The sequence below is a fragment of the Pseudomonas sp. TWR1-1-4 genome, assembly GCF_049897165.1.
GTDB lineage: Bacteria > Pseudomonadota > Gammaproteobacteria > Pseudomonadales > Pseudomonadaceae > Aquipseudomonas > Aquipseudomonas canadensis.
The window spans coordinates 287,673-306,873 of the sequence record NZ_JAFCVS010000004.1; the positions used below are offsets into that span (position 1 = coordinate 287,673).

The following is a 19,201-nucleotide window of genomic DNA, read 5'->3' on the forward strand; positions in this document are numbered from 1 at the left end:
TGCCTTGCCTGCTGGCAAGACGTGCAAGGGCCGGAAAAACCAAAGACCAAATCAACTTTCATATACCGCGTGGTGATCCATACTCGGCACTTGATCGAGTTCCACCCTAAAGCCCGCTCGCTACCGATCCCCGACTGCGTGTGCTCGGGGCCATCGCACTATCAACTCGGGCCAGGGTTGGGAGGAAAGTAATTGGCCCATTTGCGTGCCTGTAGTCCCGCACGTCTCTGCGGCTAATGTCTGTACTTCGGCATAGGACAGACCCTAAGATCTCAAGTCATCAAAAACCCATGGAGTGTTGATCTTGCCAAGCGTATTTTTTTCATACTGCCATGCCGATGAAGCGCTCCGTGATCAGCTGGAAAAGCAGCTATCGATGCTCAAGCGCCAGGGCGTTATCGACACCTGGCACGACCGCAGGATCGGCGCAGGTCAAGAAATCGATTCAGCCATCGACAACCATATCAACAGTGACGAAATCGTCCTTCTCCTGGTTAGCCCGGACTTCATCGCCTCAGATTATTGCTACAACATCGAGATGACTCGCGCTATGGAGCGCCACTCGGCAAATGAAGCGATCGTCATTCCTGTGATTTTGCGCGCGTGTGATTGGCACCATGCTCCGTTCGGCAAGCTGCTTGCTACGCCCGAGGATGGTAAGCCCGTCACCCTTTGGCCTGACCGTGATGTAGCTTTCCTGCAAGTAGCGCAAGCGGTACGCAAGGCTGCAGAACGATGCCGCCAGGATATGCCCAGTCCTGCATCGCAAATCTCGCGCGCGGCACCGGCTCCTCCACAGCCCCCCTCCCAGTCAGCGACCACTAGCCCCCGGTCGAGTAACCTTCGAGTTGCAAAAAGCTTCACCCAGCGGGACAAAGATCAGTTCTTGCTGGACACCTTCGAGTACATCGCACGCTACTTCGAGAACTCCCTGCAAGAGCTTCAAGCCCGTAATCCTGGCTATGAGGGCGTGTATCGTCGAGTCGACGCCAATCGCTTTTCTGCGGTCATCTACAAGGACGGACGGGATGTTGCTAGGGGGACGGTGTTTACAGGAGGTCAGATGGGTGCCGGGATTTACTACAGCCAAGGCGACACGTTCGCGGGCAATAGCTACAACGAATCCCTTTCGGTAAATGCAGATGATCAAACCCTGTACTTGAAAACTCTGGGCATGTCCCACTATTCCGGACACGACCAGAAGCTGTCTCAAGAAGGTGCTGCGGAGGCGCTCTGGGGAATCGTCATCACACCATTGCAACGCGGGAGGTAACCCTTCCTGATCAACCTCAGGGGCGTAGTCATGCCGTGAAGGCGTGACGAGCACCTAGTGTGCTGACCGCTTCGTATGATGTCTACCATCACTTGGGGCGCTTCGAAGCAATAAGGGCATCGAAGGCCTCCTGGCTGGAACGTCCTTCCCGCATCCTTGCGACCAGGAATTCCGCGTCCAACCCCGCTGGGTCAAAATGCGCTCTAGCATGCCGGACTACGGCCAACCAGAGCTCAAAAGGGACTGCTGTGCTATCACCATTTCTGTACCGGTAACTTGGGCGCTGAAGCAACGCCGGCGCTCGTAACACCAGTTCGTCACACAGCCGTTGAAAAATTCGGAAGGGTGTCTCGCTCATCCCGATTAGGGAGGGATGGGTGAGGCGGTTGATTGATTGGATAGCTGACTCGGTATGAACGGTGTGCAGGCTCGATAAAAAACGTACATCGGCCTCGAACGCCGCTGGCCCGATTGACGCTACTAGTCGTTCAACAGATTCGATTTCTGACAGGTTGTCACGGCCCAGCGTTCTTACGTGCTGCTCCATCATTCTCCTCCTGCGGACTAATTCCCTGCTTCCCACGTTCAAGAGACCACTCTGATCCACTGGAGCAACATCGCGGGCATTAGGGGAATTACTGTTACTCGTCATCGAGTGCCAATCGATGTTGTTCCACGTGCGCGACTTCGCGCGCCCAAGCCTCTAGAAAATCAGTCCAATCATGCCAGTAGAATCCTGCCTCCACGCGACCTGCTGGCCCCAGAGCCACCGCGAAGCGGGATCTCCAAGGTTCTGGGATATCTGCGTTCCGAATTATCCAGCACCCTACAGGATGAGCCTCCCTAGGCAGCCGAACAAGCTCAGCGTGGTCGAGATGGCAGGCGCTCAATGGAACTTCATGATCAAGTCGTTCAAGCTCATCCAATCGTTCCAGGATCGCCCGTGCGCTTGGATCGCCTGGTACCAGTTCAGCGAGCTGCCATAGCGCCTTCCTTCGTTCTCGTTCTCGTAGCCAGATATCACTCATCACGACGCCCTGGGAGCACGTAAGTACTGATGGTTAGTTGAGTTGGTGCGGCGCTGTGTCCATTAGCCTTATCCATGGATTGCAAGCCCAGGCTACCCCACACAAGCGAAGATCGGACGGGAGACAGGGAGATCAGCTTCATAAGTTAGCGGCCTCTCGACTACCGCAACCGAAACGCATGTCCAATCGACATTCGTGGAAGTTAACGAACTATGATTCCATGCTGCGCAAAATCGTTAAGGAGTGTCTTGCGACTCAGCATTGCAGGTAGCTTGAAGATGTTCCTGTATCCGTACCAAAGGCCCATAGGAATGATCAATAACCCAAGGCCGAATGTGGCCGTAGCAGCAATAATGGCCGCAGGGATTGAGCCGAGCGAGAACACCACGCCTTTCAATACTGTCGATCTAGCGATCAATCGGATGTCATCCAGATCGTATTCAACTTTTCCAGCTTTGTTTTCAAAAGCCAGCACCACAACGGTCTTTTTGGAGATTCTTTTGAAATACCAGGTTCGTGGGGTCTCGGTCGCCATCGCACCGTGATTTTTCAAGTACTTCGGAACAACCACCTGTTTGAAATAGAATGTTTCTCCATTGACATCTTCAAGTCTCACTCGACTGTAAAGCGCATCAAGATCGCCTTGCGCCTGGACGTCATAATTTTTTATTGTCACTGTTATCTTTTCGAGGTCAGCCATTTTTCATCCTTATGCGCATTGGTTCTCTACAGGCGCGGCTATCTAAAGATCCATCGAACGCTGCCTGATGGCGTCGTTCATGCGGTAAACGTTGGAAATGAAGTTGAGGTTAATTGTCCTATTCTTCATCCGGCTCGGTGCTACAGATAATCTGGGCCTCTAGACTTTCAACATTCGTGCTCGCTTGTGATCACGTAGTGATCTCCTCCGACGGTACGAACCAGCTTGAAGCCATGCCTCTCGTCGACGCATTGCACAGGATGCGTCGCAACTGTCATACCGTTTTCAGAGACTCCCGATTGGTCGCTGTAGACAAGCGCGACGTATCGCTCCCCTACTTTTGCAGCATTGAAAAGATAAGCGTCGACAACGACCGACCAGTCGACGTGCTGTGCCCGGATGACCTCTGGGGGCATACCTGGGAGGGCGCCCTGACGCTCCTCGACCACCCGGCGGTCTGGCACCCAATCACAATTAGACATCTGCTTGATTCTCGACAATTGATAAAACTATTACGAACGACGAGCGATTACACCGCCTCCTCTTCCAGTAGGCTCGCTGTACGCGGTGCGATTTAGTAAATAATTGGAAGAATTGAGTGAGCCTCCAACCGTAGTCACGCTGCGTACGCAAAACCATACCCAAGGCTGTGCATGCTGAGCCCGCAGTGCCCTTACACGCCGCTTATTGGCGCGCCGGCCAGTGCAAGCGAGATCACTGACAGCAACCAGTACAGTTTTATACACCATATAACGTGTAACTGTACACGACAACATGGCTACATCCTCTCTTTTGAGGACATCATCTTGTTGAAGCCAGCACTGGCAGCGGTCGTTCGAGCAGTTCGAGGAAATCTAGGCTTCACTCAGGAAAACCTTGCCCATGCTGCATCGCGCACATACCTGAGCAAAATCGAGAACGCCGAAAGCAGCCCCACCATTGATAAATTCGTAGAGCTTGCCGAGGCTCTCGGCATGAGCCCTTTGGCTTTCATGGCACTGATTCTCTCGACACGGGATAAGACCCCCTCCTCGGCTTTGCTCGCAGAGGCCGCAGAGGAGCTGAAGGCGCTACAAAAACGCGTCAGCGACGACGATATTGCCGCGCATCTTGCTGGAATTGATCTAGTGAAGCGGCCTGCCGCTCGACCAGTGAACCTAGTCAAGCTGAAAAAAGTGCTGGAGTGCAAAGAGATTGGCTTGAGCAAGGCAGAGACCGCTAGGCGGCTCGGGATAAGTCGGTCAACCGTGGGGTTTCTTTGGGAGCGGTCGGTGCCAGCTGAAGGCTGAGTCAGAGTGAAGCTTGCAGCATGCTAGGGCATGCCAAGTCTAAGGAGTAAGCGACCGTTACAACGGAATATGGTCTGCGAACATGGCCACTATCACGTGGGCCAGCAAGCCGGCAGTGGGGATGCCCTTGTCGATCACCTGTGCCGGCACCGGTGCTTGCGCTCTACTCCCAATCAGTAAGGTCAGACCGACTCTTCACAATCACCGTAGCAAAAGATGTAGGCCTAGCGTCTGACTTCCACCTTGTAAAACAAGGTCTCAATCATCAGTCGACGTCGGTCGGACAACACAGCACCATCGATCTGGCTTGCCAGTCGCACGTAAAATTTGCATTCCCGCTGGTTGGCCAGGTCAGAGATTGGACGTGCTGCTTGAAGAAAGTCTTCATAGGAACGCGTCGTTTTGGCCATAAGTGCAGTGAAGTTTGGCAGCGCTTCCGCGTCTGCTGTCCGCGTCGATGGCCAGGCCGGCTCGAAGCTAATGGAGTCATCTTTCAGAAATACTGTGAGGAACATTTCTGCTTTGCCCGCCTCATTAGCCCAGCAAGGCGGGAGATCGCCGCCTTTGCCTTTGTTGAGCTTGTTTTGGAGGAACTGAACCTGCCCCTTCAAATCGCTATTTGTTTTCTGCAACGTCGCAGGGTTGACACCTTGCTTTTCTGCCAATGCGAAAGCGTCAGCATTTTTCACCACTTCTGAAATTTGCTCTGCCGTCAGGTCACCTTTCCGCCCCATGGCGGACTTCAGTGATTGCTCGGTCTCTTGAAGAGCTGCAACTCGCTTAACGACGTCAGTGGGCCGAACACCTCCATCGGGGTCAGCCACCAATTTTTTGAGCTGCTCAAAAGACATCATTGTCTCAAGAACCAACCGCTTGGCCTCCTCTCCTTTAGAACCACCGCTCGCTTCTTGCAACGCCTTGTCGATAGCAACCATCGTTGAGAGTTGCTCATCTTTTTGAGTCAGCAACACCTTCAGCCGGCCAGCCTCTTCTTTGGCTTTGGACGCGTCGATGAGCTTTGAAATGATTTCGTCAGGATTCTTCATTCCTATGGATTTCAGGCGTGCTCTGAGATCATCAGTCGCAGCCTTGATTGCCAGTTCGCGCTCATCAAGACTCTGCACGCTGGCGAGCTTGCCCGCCATCTCGTCGTTTTTCTGGGTAAGTTGCCAAACCTTGTACCCCATGAGCAGCAATAGGATGAAGCAAAGGATGATCCATATTTCGGTGAGCGATAGCTGGAAAACCTGATCATTTTTAGAACTCATCAAGCAGTTCTCACGTCAGCCACGCCATCACTGGTACGCGTTGAATCGACGACATTTTCGCCGCTAGAGAAATGGGCTACCTCATTGATCACGCCTGGAAGAGACACCGGATTGGCGCCCTGCTCAATCGCGCTTCTTAGCTCATCAAGCATTTGAGATTGAGCCGCTCCCAATTGTTGAGTACTGAGCTCAATGTGGCTAACGAGCGTTCTTTGCACTTCGTTGCTGGCTACAACTGCATCGACTAGGGGAGCCAGGTTCGTCTGCATGGAGTCAGCAAGTGTCTCGACATTTTTCATGCCGGTTTCACCGATGGTTTTTAGAGACTCCGCCACTTCACGCGCAAACCCTTCTACAGCTCTGTTATCCGTTACACTGAGGCGCAGCTCATCAATTTTCTGAACGATTTGAGAGAACACCTCTTGGTTGGCTTTCATGTCAGCCATGAATTCCTCCCGTTGATCGTCCAAGGAGTCCAGATACTCTTTCTGAATGCGTTCAACTCGCTCCATGACGTCATGACTCTGAGACTTCATCGATTCGATCAGTCGGTCTTGGCTTTCGACGATCGAGCCGACTGCTACAACGGCGTCGCCGATAGTCTGCGTTTTGGTATTCAGACTGCGGATCGCAGTGCCGACCATACGAGCAGAAGTTTTGACATCCAGGGCTAGCGCGGAGATGTCCTCGTTGAGGCTATCCGTAGCGCCGGATAGGGTAGTTATCGCGGGATTGAGTTTTTGAGTGAACAGATTATCCGGAAAAATCGTGTGCTCCAGCCGCTCACCCGCTTTCTTGCCAAAATCGAGCGCGTGCCCCTCCATAAGCGTTAGCGTAAGCGCGCTCTTCTCAGAAAGCCCAGCGATGGTGTCCAGCATCTGCTCGCTGGCCTCGCTGGCCTGGCTAAGCATGCGCTCAAAAGCTTGGTTGCTTTGAGCGGTCGCGTTGCTGAAAAAAGCATCCATGGAATTAGTGCTGTGTTGAGCGATAGCCGTAATTTGCTCATGAACGCTCTGCACTGCTTCCTTGGAAGCTGCCATCACTTGGTCTCTGAAGACGGCAAGCTGTTGACTCGAAGCGTCAAAAGCCATGGTCAGCTCTTCAGCTGAGCGTACTGCGCGCTCCTCGACACTCTTGACCGCATCGTTGGTATCGACTTTAAAGCCTGTGTGCATCACTCGGGCAAGCATACCCAAAGCAGTACTGCACATGGCTGCGCCGAAACGCATGGCCATGCCATACAGGTTGTCACCCATCGACTCGATGTCGAGCAGGCAGATGATGATGCTGACGACGGTGAATAGAAACCCGAGGTAGTAAACAGAGTCTGCAAATTTGGCGAGGGTGAGTTGAGTATTCCACTTTTCTCTGACGTGAAAACCCACTACCCAATAACCGACCATCACAATCAGCGGGATGATGAATCCGAGCCAGAACGGCTCTTTGAGTGCAAAGCTCGCTGTAGCGAGTAACACCTTGAGTACGAACGCGATGAAAAAATACGTTTGAACTCGCTGCACCAGCTTCTGAGCGTCCAATTTACAGTCCCTCCATGGAGCTGATTCCGTCCACCGACGCTTCGTTGGCATCGAAGTAATTCGCCCAGAAATCTCCGAGGCGATTGGTTTGAGCGGTTTTATGTTCGTTGGCAAGTAGGTTGATCGTCACCACCGCCCCTTTCAATCCTGGTGCCTGCGCATTTCGACCATATGGCGTTTTGGCGAACTCTCCAAAAGACATCAGAGCGCCTTTGTACATCGAAAAATCAGGCATGTTCGCGAGCATGTCCGAGTAGATGATGAGCTTGCGATCGCCGTCTACGTTCGCATGGGAAAAGCCGTTGATCCCCACCAACTGAAGCATCTGAAAAATCGGGGAAAGCTTGCTGTGTTGGTCGAGGGGAATTTTGCGTACAACCTCGTGCAACGGATTCTCAAATTTTTCGTTAAAATCTCGATCTACAAATTTCTTGGTCGCTGTTAACTGACTTCGGTCTTTCCACTGTCCCGGGTTGCAGCGTTCAAAAATCGGCTTTTCATTTTGCTCAAATTTCTCCCCGAGCAGAAAAACGGACAGCAGATATCCCTCAGGAATGTCCGTCGCAATCATGCTTTTGAGGCGCTGGGTGAGAGCAGCCTTCTGAGTGAACGGAAAAGGAGAGGTGTTATCAATCAACACAACGACATGGCCCTTTGGGCCCTTGGTCGGACACAGGGTAACCTTGTCCATAGTGTCTTGCGCGAGCTTGAAATTAACGTAGGCCCATGCTCCAGCCGATAGCGCAATGAGGATCACTACAGCCAAAATCCATGTCCCAGCGTTACTCTTGCGTTTGGCGTAAACCGACATAACTAATTTCCTTACACCAAATCTTGCAATGGTTGAAGCTGGATATTTTGCTGATTGAACGAGGCTTGTATCTTTCCTCTCATCGGCTCGACCTGGGCCACCATCCTGCCCAGCAGGCTCTCTTGCTCTTCGAGTTTTATCTCGTCACGCGAGACATCGAAATCTGGCATCTCAAGCTCACCAAACACGACTGGCTGATCAAAGTACTCGGGCGCAGGGCTGCCTGATGGACGCGCCATCATATTTTCGTTCTGATAAAACCTGGTCAGGCTCTGCAACGTTTCGTCAGCCATAACCAAAGTTTCAGCAACCTGCTTTTTCACGATTGCCTTCTGATTCATGTTGTATCTAAACGCGTTGATCTCTTTTTCGGCCCCCTGTACGGCGTTGTCAATTTTCTGCAAAACGTCGGTTTTCTCAACTTCTAGTCTGCTACGCAACTGGTCAACGAGCTCGATATAAACATGATGGGCTTCAGAATATTGCTTCCAGACGGGTGCATATCCTGGGTAACTATCAAGTAGCCGGTAACCCTTCCATAAGCCGACAACTCCAAAGAGGAGTGTCCCGAAAAACAGAACCAGGGATTCTAAGTCTTGGATGGGAAATGTACCTGACAGAATATTCTGAACTGCGAGTGGCAACGGATTTTGGGAGCTATCTTCACTTACGCTTAGCACATGACGAACAGCGGAAATCAATATCGCGAGCGCCAGCGTCACGGTCGCGGCAAATGAAAAGGACACCCACCCCCAGAATCGAAAAGTAGCTTTGACGTGGTTCTTGTAGCGAAATACAAAACCGCACAAGAAGCAGATGAGAACGTTGAAAAAAGAGAGAGCGAAGGCCATCGAGAAACCGCTGAGCAGTCCCCCCTCAAGACCGGAGCCAAAAAACGTCGCATTGAGCGCACCTTCTGCGACGCAGCATGCGATGACGATCAAGATTTGCAGGAAAATATAGGCGCCGCTTGGGTTTTTCGCAGAGATGTCTAATAACCGATGCTCTTTACGAAAGGCTGTCAAAATTTGAAACTTCGTCTTCACATCGGTGGCGAAACTTGTCATACGCCCTTCCTCACGAGTGAGGTGATGATCAGATGAGCGCACAAACTCATTCCCCAGCTCAATCGCGCGGTTCATGTCCACCGTAATATCGATGGAGTCAAGACGATTTTGGATCTGTTTAATGCGCTGCTCACCGTACTTTACAGTCTGCTCGCGCATCCTTCCGAGCTCTCCCCGGACAGCATGCTCAGCATGAGTCAACTGAGTGGCACTATGTGCGGGAATCCCTTTGGCACCGTTTTCCTTAGCGATCCTCTGAAGATCGAGTTTCTTCTTCAGCTTTTCAGGGTCGATTTTGGGAATGAGGGGCTCGCTAGCTTCTGTTTCTTGTCGTGAAAAAAAAGCGACAATGGCTGCGAGGACTCTTTTAAGAAAACGCATCGAAAATATCCATACTCATTTATTTTTAACGTCGCTTCACATTCCACCGAGCAAGCGAAGCGAGCAGCAGGCCGCCGTTTCGTGTTTTCAGAGGGGGGATTCGGTTGCGCTCGTTGTCCGTAACGCATGAGGCCGGCAAGTGGCCATCATGATATCGAAATGATGACCTCAGCGGTTCCCGGTGGCAAGTGCGAAACGGACATTGTCGACTGATGGCTGCAAATAATGAGCTGCTCGTAGGGGCGCTTCTCGCATCAATGTCTTTTAACTGTCGTCCAAGAGGAACGGTCGTCAAGGGTTCAGAAATCGGTTAATCGACGCGACCAATCCGCTCCACGGCATGCGCCATCTTTGCCAGGAAACACCCACGGCGGGCTGTTTAAGCTTCCCGGCGTATTCGAAATCGGAGAAGCTCACCTGACTCATGGGCAAGGATTACTGGGGTAGCTGAACGACGGTCTATTTCAGCTCAGGTCAGATGGCCTGTGCTGACTTGATCGGAGAAACCCTCGCCAAGCTTACTAGTAAAAGTGTTGAGGCGATCATGATAGGATTCACTAGCGATGTACGCTGACGAGGCAGGAGCTACTTATGAGTGAAATCAGCATAGGTTCAGGTTGTTCAATAGGCTACCTTACAAGAACAATTAATTTTGATGAAACGACAGACTTCACTTTCACCAAGGACGCCAGTTTCACGCTAGGAGCGGAAGGATTTTTTATATCGTGCATCATTGCACTGAGCAGGCGAAAAAAACTGGGAAAAGTTAAAATTCACTTGCGAAAAACTGACTTGGAACAACACGGCATCAGGGATGGTAGTTATCTCAGTTCAGCCTGCATGATCAATATTTGTGCGCAAGATGCTAAGATATATGACAAGTTCAACAATGAAGTTACCGATTTACTGGTAGAGACGGTGAGCAATGCCGTCAATGTAGACTATGGGAAATTTGAGGGCAACCAGTCCTATTCACTCTATGCACTTGACCCATATTTCGTTCACCCCCCTTTTCTCAATTTGGGGGATAACGAGCCTACAGAAATAGACTTTAAGTGCGCCCTTGCCCCGAAAATCCAAAAATGCATATTCGGGGATACCGCTTTAGCAAGAGACTCACTTGATCACATCACGAACTCGATGAGCCTGTATGTTCTCCTTAAAGAAATATGGGAAAACACTATACACCATGCGAGAAGCACCGAAGTATCACTGCGATACATAAAAGTCTCGAAAGCCATTTACAACAACCTCACGCAAATTAAAAATTCAGACCTCCCGGAGTCCCTGAGAAAATATTTGACATTTAGATTTGAAAAGGATACTGCAAAAAAATATCTAATCATAGACATTGTTGACTCCGGCACCGGAATTTACGAAACGCTCAAAAGCGCTCTACCCACATTGGACAGAGTAGAGGTAGTCAGGCAATCCTTCCATAAAAACAGCACTTCGAAGATACAGAGGCAACCTATTAGTCGCGGATTGGGATTATTTGCAGCTATGGAATGTGCAAGAACGCTCAAAGGAATGGTTGTGATGACAACCTCTGGCACCCTGTGCGTGAATTACGATTTCACCACTGATACATTCTTAACTGAAACTCAAGTTTTTGACCTGGGACTTCCGATAGAAGATCTCTCAACATCGCTATCGCTTATCATCCCGGCCTAAATTATGAATCCCGTAATCATTAATTGCATTGGAATGGCTGCGCCAGCCGAGGTTGAGCCACTTCTGGTATCGTCGGTACTACCGTCCGCAAAACCTTATGACAGATGTTACCTTATTATCACAAGCAAAGACTTTCTTGAGGCGATGGGAGATAAAGACAACACTCCAATCCGAGAGAAGCTGCTCGCAAGGGTAAATGTTGAATTCATCGCCGCAATATATTATTGCAAAACAACTAAAAAGTACCACACCTACGAAATCAACACAGACCATATTCGCCTCGTTGATTCTGATTTCGTGACTGCTCCAGCAGCCTCAATAGACCTGCAACGGTTGTTGAACAAACACTCAAGTGATAGCTTCATCCACGGTGGATCTCAGTATCACTTTGCAACACCATCACATAATCATACCAATGCTTTTTTCCGCCTGGGTGACTCGATTCGAAACCGAGATGACCTAGATAGAGTAACGTTCTGGCTCCTCAAGCATATTGACTGCGCCGATTATATATTCATTGACTCTTGGTCAATTGCTGCCATTCCTCTGCGAGCGTTACAGATTCTGGGGAAAGAAACAGAGTTTGACGCATTGCCGGCACACCCTGCAAAAAAAATGGTTGATTGTAGAAACATTGTCTGCGCACCGACACCAGCCCTCAAAGCAGCCCAGGCTCCCCTTCTCCTCGTAAGCGTAGTGAGTAGCGGCAGCCTTGTTGAAAAGTTCAAAGAAATTTTTGATGGGGCTTACGATTCTAAGACACTGTCGACTGTTTCCGTCTACTCTTTTTCTCCGCACAGTTATAGCCTGTGCGTAGTTGAAGACTATAAGATAGTTAACTACAATTTTGCTGACTGCGATTTTTGTAAACAAGGTAGCAAAGCCATTGAAATCCACCCAAGCGCCTACTATGTCAGAGATCCTAAAGATTCAGGCGTAGGTCTCTCTGAAAAAATCGCCAAACTCGGATACGGCTTTTTCGAAAAATATCATGCCCACCTGCCTGACATCGTTACCTTCCACAAAGGCGATACGTCGAAGGGCTTCAAGCACTATGCATATTTCTTAGACTACAACCAGATCATTAAAGTCGATATATTCATTCAGAGCCTTAGAAATAAACTCGCTCAAATCGCCACAGAGCGTTCGGTCGTCCTGACGCTCGTTGATGACCCCGCAATAAAATCTGCAACGATAGAGATAGGCGCCGATTACCGCCATACCGCAGCACCTGAAAATATGCTCGACGAAGAAACGTTAATCGCCATCGAAAGATCGGACAAAGTTTTAATCTATGACACAGTATCAATCAACGGCACTAGACTTAGCAACTTCAACAACTTACTAAGAGTTGAACCGAGACTTAGCAAAGCCATAACAGACGTTACTTTTTTGGTAGGCATTTATCGACCCACATCGGGCAAAGCTCAGAAAGAATTGCGTAGCAGCCTCGCTTACCCAGAAGAAAGAGTGAAGAGAACATTTGACTATATTGAGCACCTTGTACTACCAGATGCAGGCCCACTGGAATGCCCCTGGTGTCTAGAGCTGGGGGCTATCAAAGGTTCAATTCGACCTGCACTGAAAGGTTCAGGTAGTTTTTACCGCCGCATGTCGAAATTGTCGAACCTACAAGATGGAGTCAAAGGCATTGATGCTATATTTCACGTTGACCAGAGCACCGAGAGTGTATTACTGGGCGCCGAGTCATTTTTAGCTCCCCAGGACACGACTATCTGTGGCGTCAACCTAGCGGTAGCATCAGCACTACAACAGATGCGTACCATCGAAGATGATAAAAAGCGACTAGCCCCAGGGTTTCCCTACACCCAGGTTCTCGCCTCAAAAAACTTCTCTAACTACTCAGAGGGGCTTATCAGATCTGCATTGCTTCGGAATGCAGCTGCTATCGAACTTGGAGTTGTGGAAAAAGAAAAAACCCTAAAAATTTTCTTGGAAGTTCTGGGAAGACTTGACCAAGCCTGTCTATTATCCGAGTACATAATCGCCGTAATATGTGGAAAGCTTCCTCCTGCAGTAACGCTGGGCGCATCTGCATCAACCAAACTAGAAAAACTGATTGCTGAAAGCCCCGAGGTAATGCGTCTTGCAGCTAACTAATTACAACAAACCAAGCAGAACTAAGCATTTTCTTTAACTTTTAAAATCACGATAAAAGTCCAGCTTAGAACTTCAGCAAAAGATGTGCCGAGCATGCTCGGCACAGGCCTTAGCCGCTCACCATCTGACACATCGAGATCTTAAGAGTTCATTAGGATAATAAAAATTACAATCTGAACCGAGGGTGAAAAAATTTCTTATAGACATACCAAGCGAACTAGAATTTAGCATTACAGCCGAAAATCTAATTAATAGTGCATGGAACATGCCTCATAAAATTAATTAGCGACTACGAAATACTAGAAGAACTCGATTCCAGCAAAAAAATACTAGAGATCGCCGCGCAGCTCAATGTGCATCCGCTGACGCTTGTTGCCGCGACATGGGAGCCAGCCAGCAGATCTCCCCTTCCGACCTTCTGGAACGAGCCCGGAACGAGCTAGCTGATCTTAATGGCCTGGCTCATCCGATCCCAATCGACGACAAGTCAGCGCCCCACCCAAGAGTACTCGAAGCAGGGAAACTGCGTGACGAAGTTCAGCGCTTGAAATCGCTCGGTCATAACAAAGCCGAGGTTTCAAGGATGATCGGGATTGCCAGGTCGACGACAGCGCGCCACAGGTAGTCTAAGGGGCAATCCTGGCACAGGGCGTGAGAGTGGATTTTGGGCATGTAGACGTTGCGCTTTCCATCATCTGAAGGAAAGACGTCCATGAAGGGTCTGCTGAAAACCGTGGCTGACACGACAGCTGTATGAATATACAGTTAATTCATCAACCCTCGGTTCCCTCTTCAACCGGCGAGCAACACGGCCTTTGCAATGTGCCTGGATAGGATCGCACTACAAACAGGATGTTTGTAACGTATTGAGAAAGCCCCTTTGCGGGGCTGTTTTCGTTTGTGCTTAGCTACTGGCCCAAGCTATCCGATTTTCACGTAGACCTGGCTGGGCTGTACGTAATCGATCGTGCAGCAAATATTCCCTGCTCAAAACTGACCGGGCTTACCCTTTTCCTGAAGGTTTCGACGGGACGTTTTCTTTTGGCTCCGGGTTTGGATGTGGCCTTATCTCAGGCTGAGGCGCCGGCTCTCGCTGCGGTGTAATTTCGGGCTGAGATGCAGGAGCCGACTGAGGCTTAATTTGAGGCTGAGTCACCGTGTCGCTGGCAGACGGCTGCGGGGCTGCTGGAGCTGCTGGAGCTGCTGGAGCTGGAGCTTGGGGCGGAGGAACTACAGACGTCGACGATGATGGTGCAGGGGCGCTGTAGGTAAAGGCATAAATGGAAATACCCAGAGCCGCGACCCCAAGCATCGCAATACCCCGGCAACTCACCTTGTAGAAGAGCCCTTCAGCTTGCTCAATGGGATCCCCTACCATCTTCTTGAATTCGGCTTCAGACAGAAAGCGATACAGCTTTGGCTGCCAGTCCTTGCGAAGCTTTCGCTGGATGTTGATGAACTTACGGCCCGACATTACGTTCAGTACCGTGTAGCCAACTGCGACCGCCATGACGATCGAGATCAGGTACGGGTTGATCTGCAACGTGAGCCTCGCGGCGATGAGGCCCAGGCCAACAGTCAGCGCCGTGGAGATCGCTGCGATTGCTTGCCGGGTCGCGTCTGTGGCCTTCGACGTTTCCTCCGTCACGGCCTTACGAAGATCTGTCAGGGATTTAAGGGTGTCCTTGGTGATCTCCGAGACCGCCATTTGATGGGCGATTCTCGCGCAATCTAAGGCCGCTGCCAGGTTCTCCCTGAAGTACTCCTGTACCTCCCCGTCCGCCCGACCGGAACGCGCGATTTCGGCGGACAACAGGATGTGCTTCACCTCTGCTTCCCGCGCGTTATCGAACACCCATGCCGCTGCTTCCTGGACAACCTCGAAGTCTTTTAGCGAGATGGATGGACTCCCCTCGACCGCCTCTCGGATCGTCAGGTTGAGCTTGGGCGGCCCCTTGAAGGTGAGCTTGCTACCACTGGTGTCGATTTCATTCGCAAAGCAACGGCTCAGGGCACCGAATGCCTGCCCGGCCCAGAGCATGTGTAAAGGATCAGCCTCATCGAGAACGTGCCCTTCTTCGAGCAACCAATGTCGCACATCCTCCGGTACTTTCCGGACGGTCGCTGATTCTTTCACCAAGAGGCGGGGTGACTTGGTCGCCTGTGATTCGGTGTAGTTGCTTCCTTCACCCCAACCACAATATGCCCTCGCTCTTGTATTGAAAGGCTGAGTTAGGCCAAGCAGGTGCCAACGCGCAGCAGAGTGTCCATTGACCAGGAACGCCTTGAAGCCTACTTCCGTCGCCACATAGAGGGCCTGTTCCTGGACATGGGCTTCCGGAAGTGGCTTCTCCAGCTCAACGCGGAACGGCCCGAAATCTTCATCCTCGTCATCGACGTCAGTTTCGCTGCTCGCACAGTCGTAGATCGTGAATGACCAGGCAGCAGTGACAGCGGCTTTCTTGATCGACCGAGCAGTTTCCGCAGATAGGTCGGAAACGATGAGGGTCAGGTTGCCCTCTGTGATTAGCGCCTGACGCTTGCGCGATAGCTCGTTAAGCAGGCTGGCCAGGCTTTGGTGTGACAACGCTGTCCTCCTTGACTCGATCTGTATCGACGATGATTTGTTTCTTATCTCCGTCGAGCTGTATCACCTGGACGTTGGGATTTTCCTTCCGATCGGGGAAGAGAATGGTTACGCCCTCAGCCGTGACGATTTTGCGCATGTAGGGCTGACGGAGGATCCGGCGATCGGGCTTGAAGCTCAGCTCGTGCAGCTTGCTTTTCCTGACACGACTACGCGTCTCACGCTCCAAACGGTTGGCGATTTTCTCATCCTCAGGATGCCCCGCTGCGAGCATCACTGCCTCAACGATCGCCTCTTCATCAATGCGCCGGCGAGTGCCCAGATTGGCTTGGGCCCGCTGCAGCGCCTTGGCTATATCCTGACCGGGCAGGTGCTCAATGCAGGTCTGCAGTGCCGCCTTGAGGACTTTGCGGGTGATCTCGCTCAGCTCGGTGTCCGAGACTGCCCTGCTCACAGCCAAAAAATCGGCGAAGTAGTCGGCAAGATCCACCCCTTGCTTGGTGCGGTCGGTGGCCGAAATGTTCTGGTCGGCAACCCCGCTGACCACCCGAATCAGCGCCGTTTTTTGAATGGCCTTCTTCTCGTCCACCAAAGCATTCACGATACGCCGCAGCTTCTTTCCTGGAGCACCATCGTTCTGCTCCAACGCAAGCTTGTAGTCGTACTTGATCAGGCTGTAAATCTTCACATCCGGATCTGCGACCGACAGCTCGAACATCAACAGAACGCCATCAGCACTGCCACCCACGTGCGCACGGTTGAAACTGGCGGCTAGGGCCTGAGCGCCGGCCACGAAGGACGTGTCCTCACTTGCGATCGCCTCGACCTCGTTACGGGTCACCGATACCGCTTTGAACATGAACACCGGCGCGGTGGCCATGTCCACGATCTTGCCGATGAAGAACGCTTCCTCCTCCAGAGCCCGCTCTGGCATGGCCGCGAAGTCTTTGGTACCCACGACATGCAAGATCATCCGTGTGATCTTGAGTGAATCAATCTCTTCGTCCGAAAAAAAGCTCATGCAATCTCCATGGAATCTGCCCCCTCCTGACCAGGAAGAGGAACCACCTGCCTCGGCATTCACCTAGGCGACAATTACGCATCAATTGCAGCCTGCCTGGCCGATGGCCACTTTCGCGGAGGGCTGGATGTAATGCAGTGGCCGGAGCATATCCGGAAAGGATGGCCAGCAGCCAGCACACCACGCTGCGTGGCGCATTGGCTGACTTAGGCGTACATGAACTTGCATCGCAAAGACACTGGTCAACTTTACGGTGTAAAACCATCGACAGGAGCCAGGCCTCCCCCAGAAGAGTACATTTGTACTCAACCGTATTGAGCTTCTTCTTTGGCTTGTTTTCAACGGCTGGACTCTGCCCGTGCGCCTGATTCTCCATGGATGGCCGAGTGAATACGAGCTTTCACGTCTCAATGACAATGAGAGGTGCTCTGCATCAAACGGTTTGAACCTGGCAGAGATGATGGTGTGGATGGCCGTTACGTCAACCGGAGCGGTGGTGAGTGGGCGCACCTTACGCCGCGCATCAAGAAGGGGAATCAGAAGCCAAACGACAAATTCATGCTGCCCACCTCCGTGCCAGCTTCTCTTGAGAGTTTTCCATCACAAGGGCCTCTTGATAACTACCCCATTGTTCCAAAACCTGAAGCAGCCCATGGACTCATACGTCTCGGCTCGCCTGATATCTCTGAATGACCCTAGGACAACATCGACGTTTTTTTGACAGCCTTTGATCCTGCCGGTTGTAATGATTTTCAGAGATGAGCTTCAGGGCACACCATCCACAATGGGCCTTGCTAGGAGGGCATCATGACCTCGGTTGTTGGTCTGCACAGATTTTAAAAAGCTGCCCAATTGTGCATGGGATTGATGGACTTTTTGGGAGGCGGCTAGAGGATGCAGCCTGGGATTACCAAGAACAACCATAGGTAAGCATCCAAAATATAGGCTGCATCACCTCTATCCCTACTCGAAATAGTAGGTCTGAAATAGTAGGACTAATATTTACGCAGCCCAGGCGTGGCAAGGGTTAGCGAGGAAATAGTAGTGGGGGCAAATGGTTCCAGCATAATCGGCGTTTTCGCTGCGGTCTCCCAGCGAGGCCGCCCAGGTCACTTTGCGCGTGGTGTCCGGGCGCTTTTCGCGCCACAGGTAATCCAGCTCCTTCTTCAGCGCTTCATGACCTTCTTTGGTAATCAGCTTGGTACTCAAACGCTCACATCCCCAGGCAGTGTCCACAGGTGCCGATACGCCCGGATTTCAAACCCGGCCTTCGGCTGGCTGGCGTTGATGATAAATGAACCCGTGAAAGTAGCCAGACCAGTCTAGTTATCCAACACCTGGTCCAGCTCAAGCAGCATGCCCCGCAGGTTCTGTCGCAAGCCCGACACGTGCGACGTCATCACCTTCAAAGACTCTGTTCTCTGGCTGACCGCGAGCGACTGTTCTTGCAGTTGAGTGATGCGCTGCTCCAGTGCTCGAACCTTCTCTTCCAACTGGCCTTGCTCCTGCTGCAATCGCGCCTGCCATTGCTCAAGTGCCGTCTCCCGTTCGATTGCTGCGAGTTTTTGCTGGGTCAACTCTTGGGCTACACGGGCAAGGTTGGTCAACGTGCTGTCCACTTCGAACAACGTGCTGTGGTCCGCGGCTGGCGAGCGCTTCGGTGGCGCAGGTACATCGAGTTCAGGCTGGATAGCGGGTGAGGCGTGCGCCCTGACGATGGGCGCTTCGACAGGCCTCTGTCGAATCTCCTCAACGGGATGTTCATCCACAGGCATATGGGGAGTCTCGGATGCGCTGCCCCGTCTAGCAGGAGGGGAGGTCATTTGCGACGAGAAACGAATGGACGGCACGATCACTGAGGCGTTTTCAATCGCCGGCAGTGTCGGCGCAGACATGCCCAGGGTGATCACTTTCATCACCAGCGCCTTCTTGATGATTACCGAATGATGGTCCTCGGGCCTGGCAGGCGGCAGCTTGCAGCCTTTCAAATCGACAAAATGATAGGGCACCTGGGTTTCCGTCACTCCGCCCGCCTTCATCCCCGAAGCGGCCAACGTCAGAATTTGCTTAAACACATGCAATGCCAACTGCAAATCTTCTCTTGACTCAACTCCACCCAGGAAGTATCGGTCAACTTTCTTACGTAACGAGGCGATATAAACCCTGGAACTTTCCGGTTCAACTTCCTCATCCAGACTATAGACAAGAAAGTTGGAGGCCGTCTGACCTATGGCAAAGCCACAGAGCAATGCACCGTTAACCGGAGCATCTTGGCCATCGCGTTCAAGAACAAGGGTACGTAGCAGCATCATGCTATTAGACCTCACTGAGCAGGGCAGAAATTTATCTAAATAACAGATAAACATTCAAAAATTTGACATTCCGCAACCTATCACATTGTTTCAGCGGCCTGCCCAACTGGCGCGTAGGACTTCTCTTATTA

13 protein-coding genes and 1 pseudogene are annotated in these 19,201 nt (G+C 51.5%); 5 read left to right on the forward strand and 9 right to left on the reverse strand.

What is annotated here, in order from left to right; all coding sequences use genetic code 11:
* Positions 1 to 304: 304 nt before the first annotated feature.
* Both ACP7C6_RS13460 and ACP7C6_RS13465 read left to right on the forward strand, forming a co-directional pair.
* Positions 305 to 1,273: a toll/interleukin-1 receptor domain-containing protein gene (locus tag ACP7C6_RS13460; protein WP_426108876.1), complete on the forward strand. Its 969-nt coding sequence runs from the start codon at positions 305 to 307 to the stop codon at positions 1,271 to 1,273.
* Between the two features lie 833 nt (positions 1,274 to 2,106).
* Entirely contained in the window at positions 2,107 to 2,259 is a 153-nt protein-coding gene (locus ACP7C6_RS13465; protein WP_426108877.1) for a hypothetical protein, read from the forward strand.
* 244 nt (positions 2,260 to 2,503) lie between these two features.
* Here the strand turns inward: ACP7C6_RS13465 and ACP7C6_RS13470 are convergent, their stop codons facing one another.
* On the reverse strand, positions 2,504 to 3,001 hold the full coding sequence (locus ACP7C6_RS13470) for a hypothetical protein (protein WP_426108878.1): 498 nt from the start codon (positions 2,999 to 3,001) through the stop codon (positions 2,504 to 2,506).
* 653 nt (positions 3,002 to 3,654) lie between these two features.
* On the opposite strand from ACP7C6_RS13470, the gene ACP7C6_RS13475 reads away from it, so the two are divergent.
* The gene (locus ACP7C6_RS13475; protein ID WP_099586472.1) at positions 3,655 to 4,290 is read left to right on the forward strand and encodes a helix-turn-helix domain-containing protein; all 636 of its coding nucleotides are present in this window, start codon (positions 3,655 to 3,657) and stop codon (positions 4,288 to 4,290) included.
* A gap of 224 nt (positions 4,291 to 4,514) precedes the next feature.
* On the opposite strand, the gene ACP7C6_RS13480 is transcribed toward ACP7C6_RS13475, so the two are convergent.
* The 4 genes from ACP7C6_RS13480 to ACP7C6_RS13495 are packed head-to-tail and all read right to left on the reverse strand — an operon-like array spanning position 4,515 to position 9,355.
* Complete coding sequence (locus ACP7C6_RS13480) at positions 4,515 to 5,558, reverse strand: hypothetical protein (RefSeq protein ID WP_099586471.1); 1,044 nt, start codon at positions 5,556 to 5,558, stop codon at positions 4,515 to 4,517.
* Complete coding sequence (locus ACP7C6_RS13485) at positions 5,558 to 7,096, reverse strand: hypothetical protein (protein ID WP_426108879.1); 1,539 nt, start codon at positions 7,094 to 7,096, stop codon at positions 5,558 to 5,560. The genes ACP7C6_RS13480 and ACP7C6_RS13485 overlap by 1 nt, the downstream gene beginning before the upstream one ends.
* 1 nt (position 7,097) lies before the next feature.
* The gene (locus ACP7C6_RS13490; protein ID WP_065926148.1) at positions 7,098 to 7,907 is read right to left on the reverse strand and encodes a hypothetical protein; all 810 of its coding nucleotides are present in this window, start codon (positions 7,905 to 7,907) and stop codon (positions 7,098 to 7,100) included.
* Between the two features lie 11 nt (positions 7,908 to 7,918).
* Positions 7,919 to 9,355 carry a hypothetical protein gene (locus ACP7C6_RS13495; RefSeq protein WP_426108880.1) on the reverse strand — a complete coding sequence of 479 codons (1,437 nt, stop codon included), beginning with the start codon at positions 9,353 to 9,355 and terminating at the stop codon, positions 7,919 to 7,921.
* A 591-nt stretch (positions 9,356 to 9,946) separates the two neighbouring features.
* Here ACP7C6_RS13495 and ACP7C6_RS13500 point away from each other — a divergent pair.
* Positions 9,947 to 11,029, forward strand: coding sequence for a hypothetical protein (locus ACP7C6_RS13500; protein WP_426108881.1), 1,083 nt, complete (start codon positions 9,947 to 9,949; stop codon positions 11,027 to 11,029).
* Between the two features lie 3 nt (positions 11,030 to 11,032).
* Entirely contained in the window at positions 11,033 to 13,150 is a 2,118-nt protein-coding gene (locus ACP7C6_RS13505; RefSeq protein WP_426108882.1) for a hypothetical protein, read from the forward strand.
* Positions 13,151 to 14,153: 1,003 nt separating this feature from the next.
* Here the strand turns inward: ACP7C6_RS13505 and ACP7C6_RS13510 are convergent.
* The 4 genes and pseudogenes from ACP7C6_RS13510 to ACP7C6_RS13525 all read right to left on the reverse strand — a co-directional run bounded on the left by ACP7C6_RS13510 (position 14,154) and on the right by ACP7C6_RS13525 (position 19,070).
* The gene (locus ACP7C6_RS13510; RefSeq protein WP_426108883.1) at positions 14,154 to 15,737 is read right to left on the reverse strand and encodes a hypothetical protein; all 1,584 of its coding nucleotides are present in this window, start codon (positions 15,735 to 15,737) and stop codon (positions 14,154 to 14,156) included.
* Positions 15,706 to 16,758, reverse strand: coding sequence for a hypothetical protein (locus ACP7C6_RS13515; protein ID WP_426108884.1), 1,053 nt, complete (start codon positions 16,756 to 16,758; stop codon positions 15,706 to 15,708). The genes ACP7C6_RS13510 and ACP7C6_RS13515 overlap by 32 nt, the downstream gene beginning before the upstream one ends.
* Before the next feature lie 1,065 nt (positions 16,759 to 17,823).
* Positions 17,824 to 17,967 (reverse strand): annotated as a pseudogene (gene greB, locus ACP7C6_RS13520) (transcription elongation factor GreB); the annotation flags it as partial.
* A 113-nt stretch (positions 17,968 to 18,080) separates the two neighbouring features.
* Positions 18,081 to 19,070: a hypothetical protein gene (locus ACP7C6_RS13525; protein ID WP_305384285.1), complete on the reverse strand. Its 990-nt coding sequence runs from the start codon at positions 19,068 to 19,070 to the stop codon at positions 18,081 to 18,083.
* Between the last annotated feature and the right edge of the window lie 131 nt (positions 19,071 to 19,201).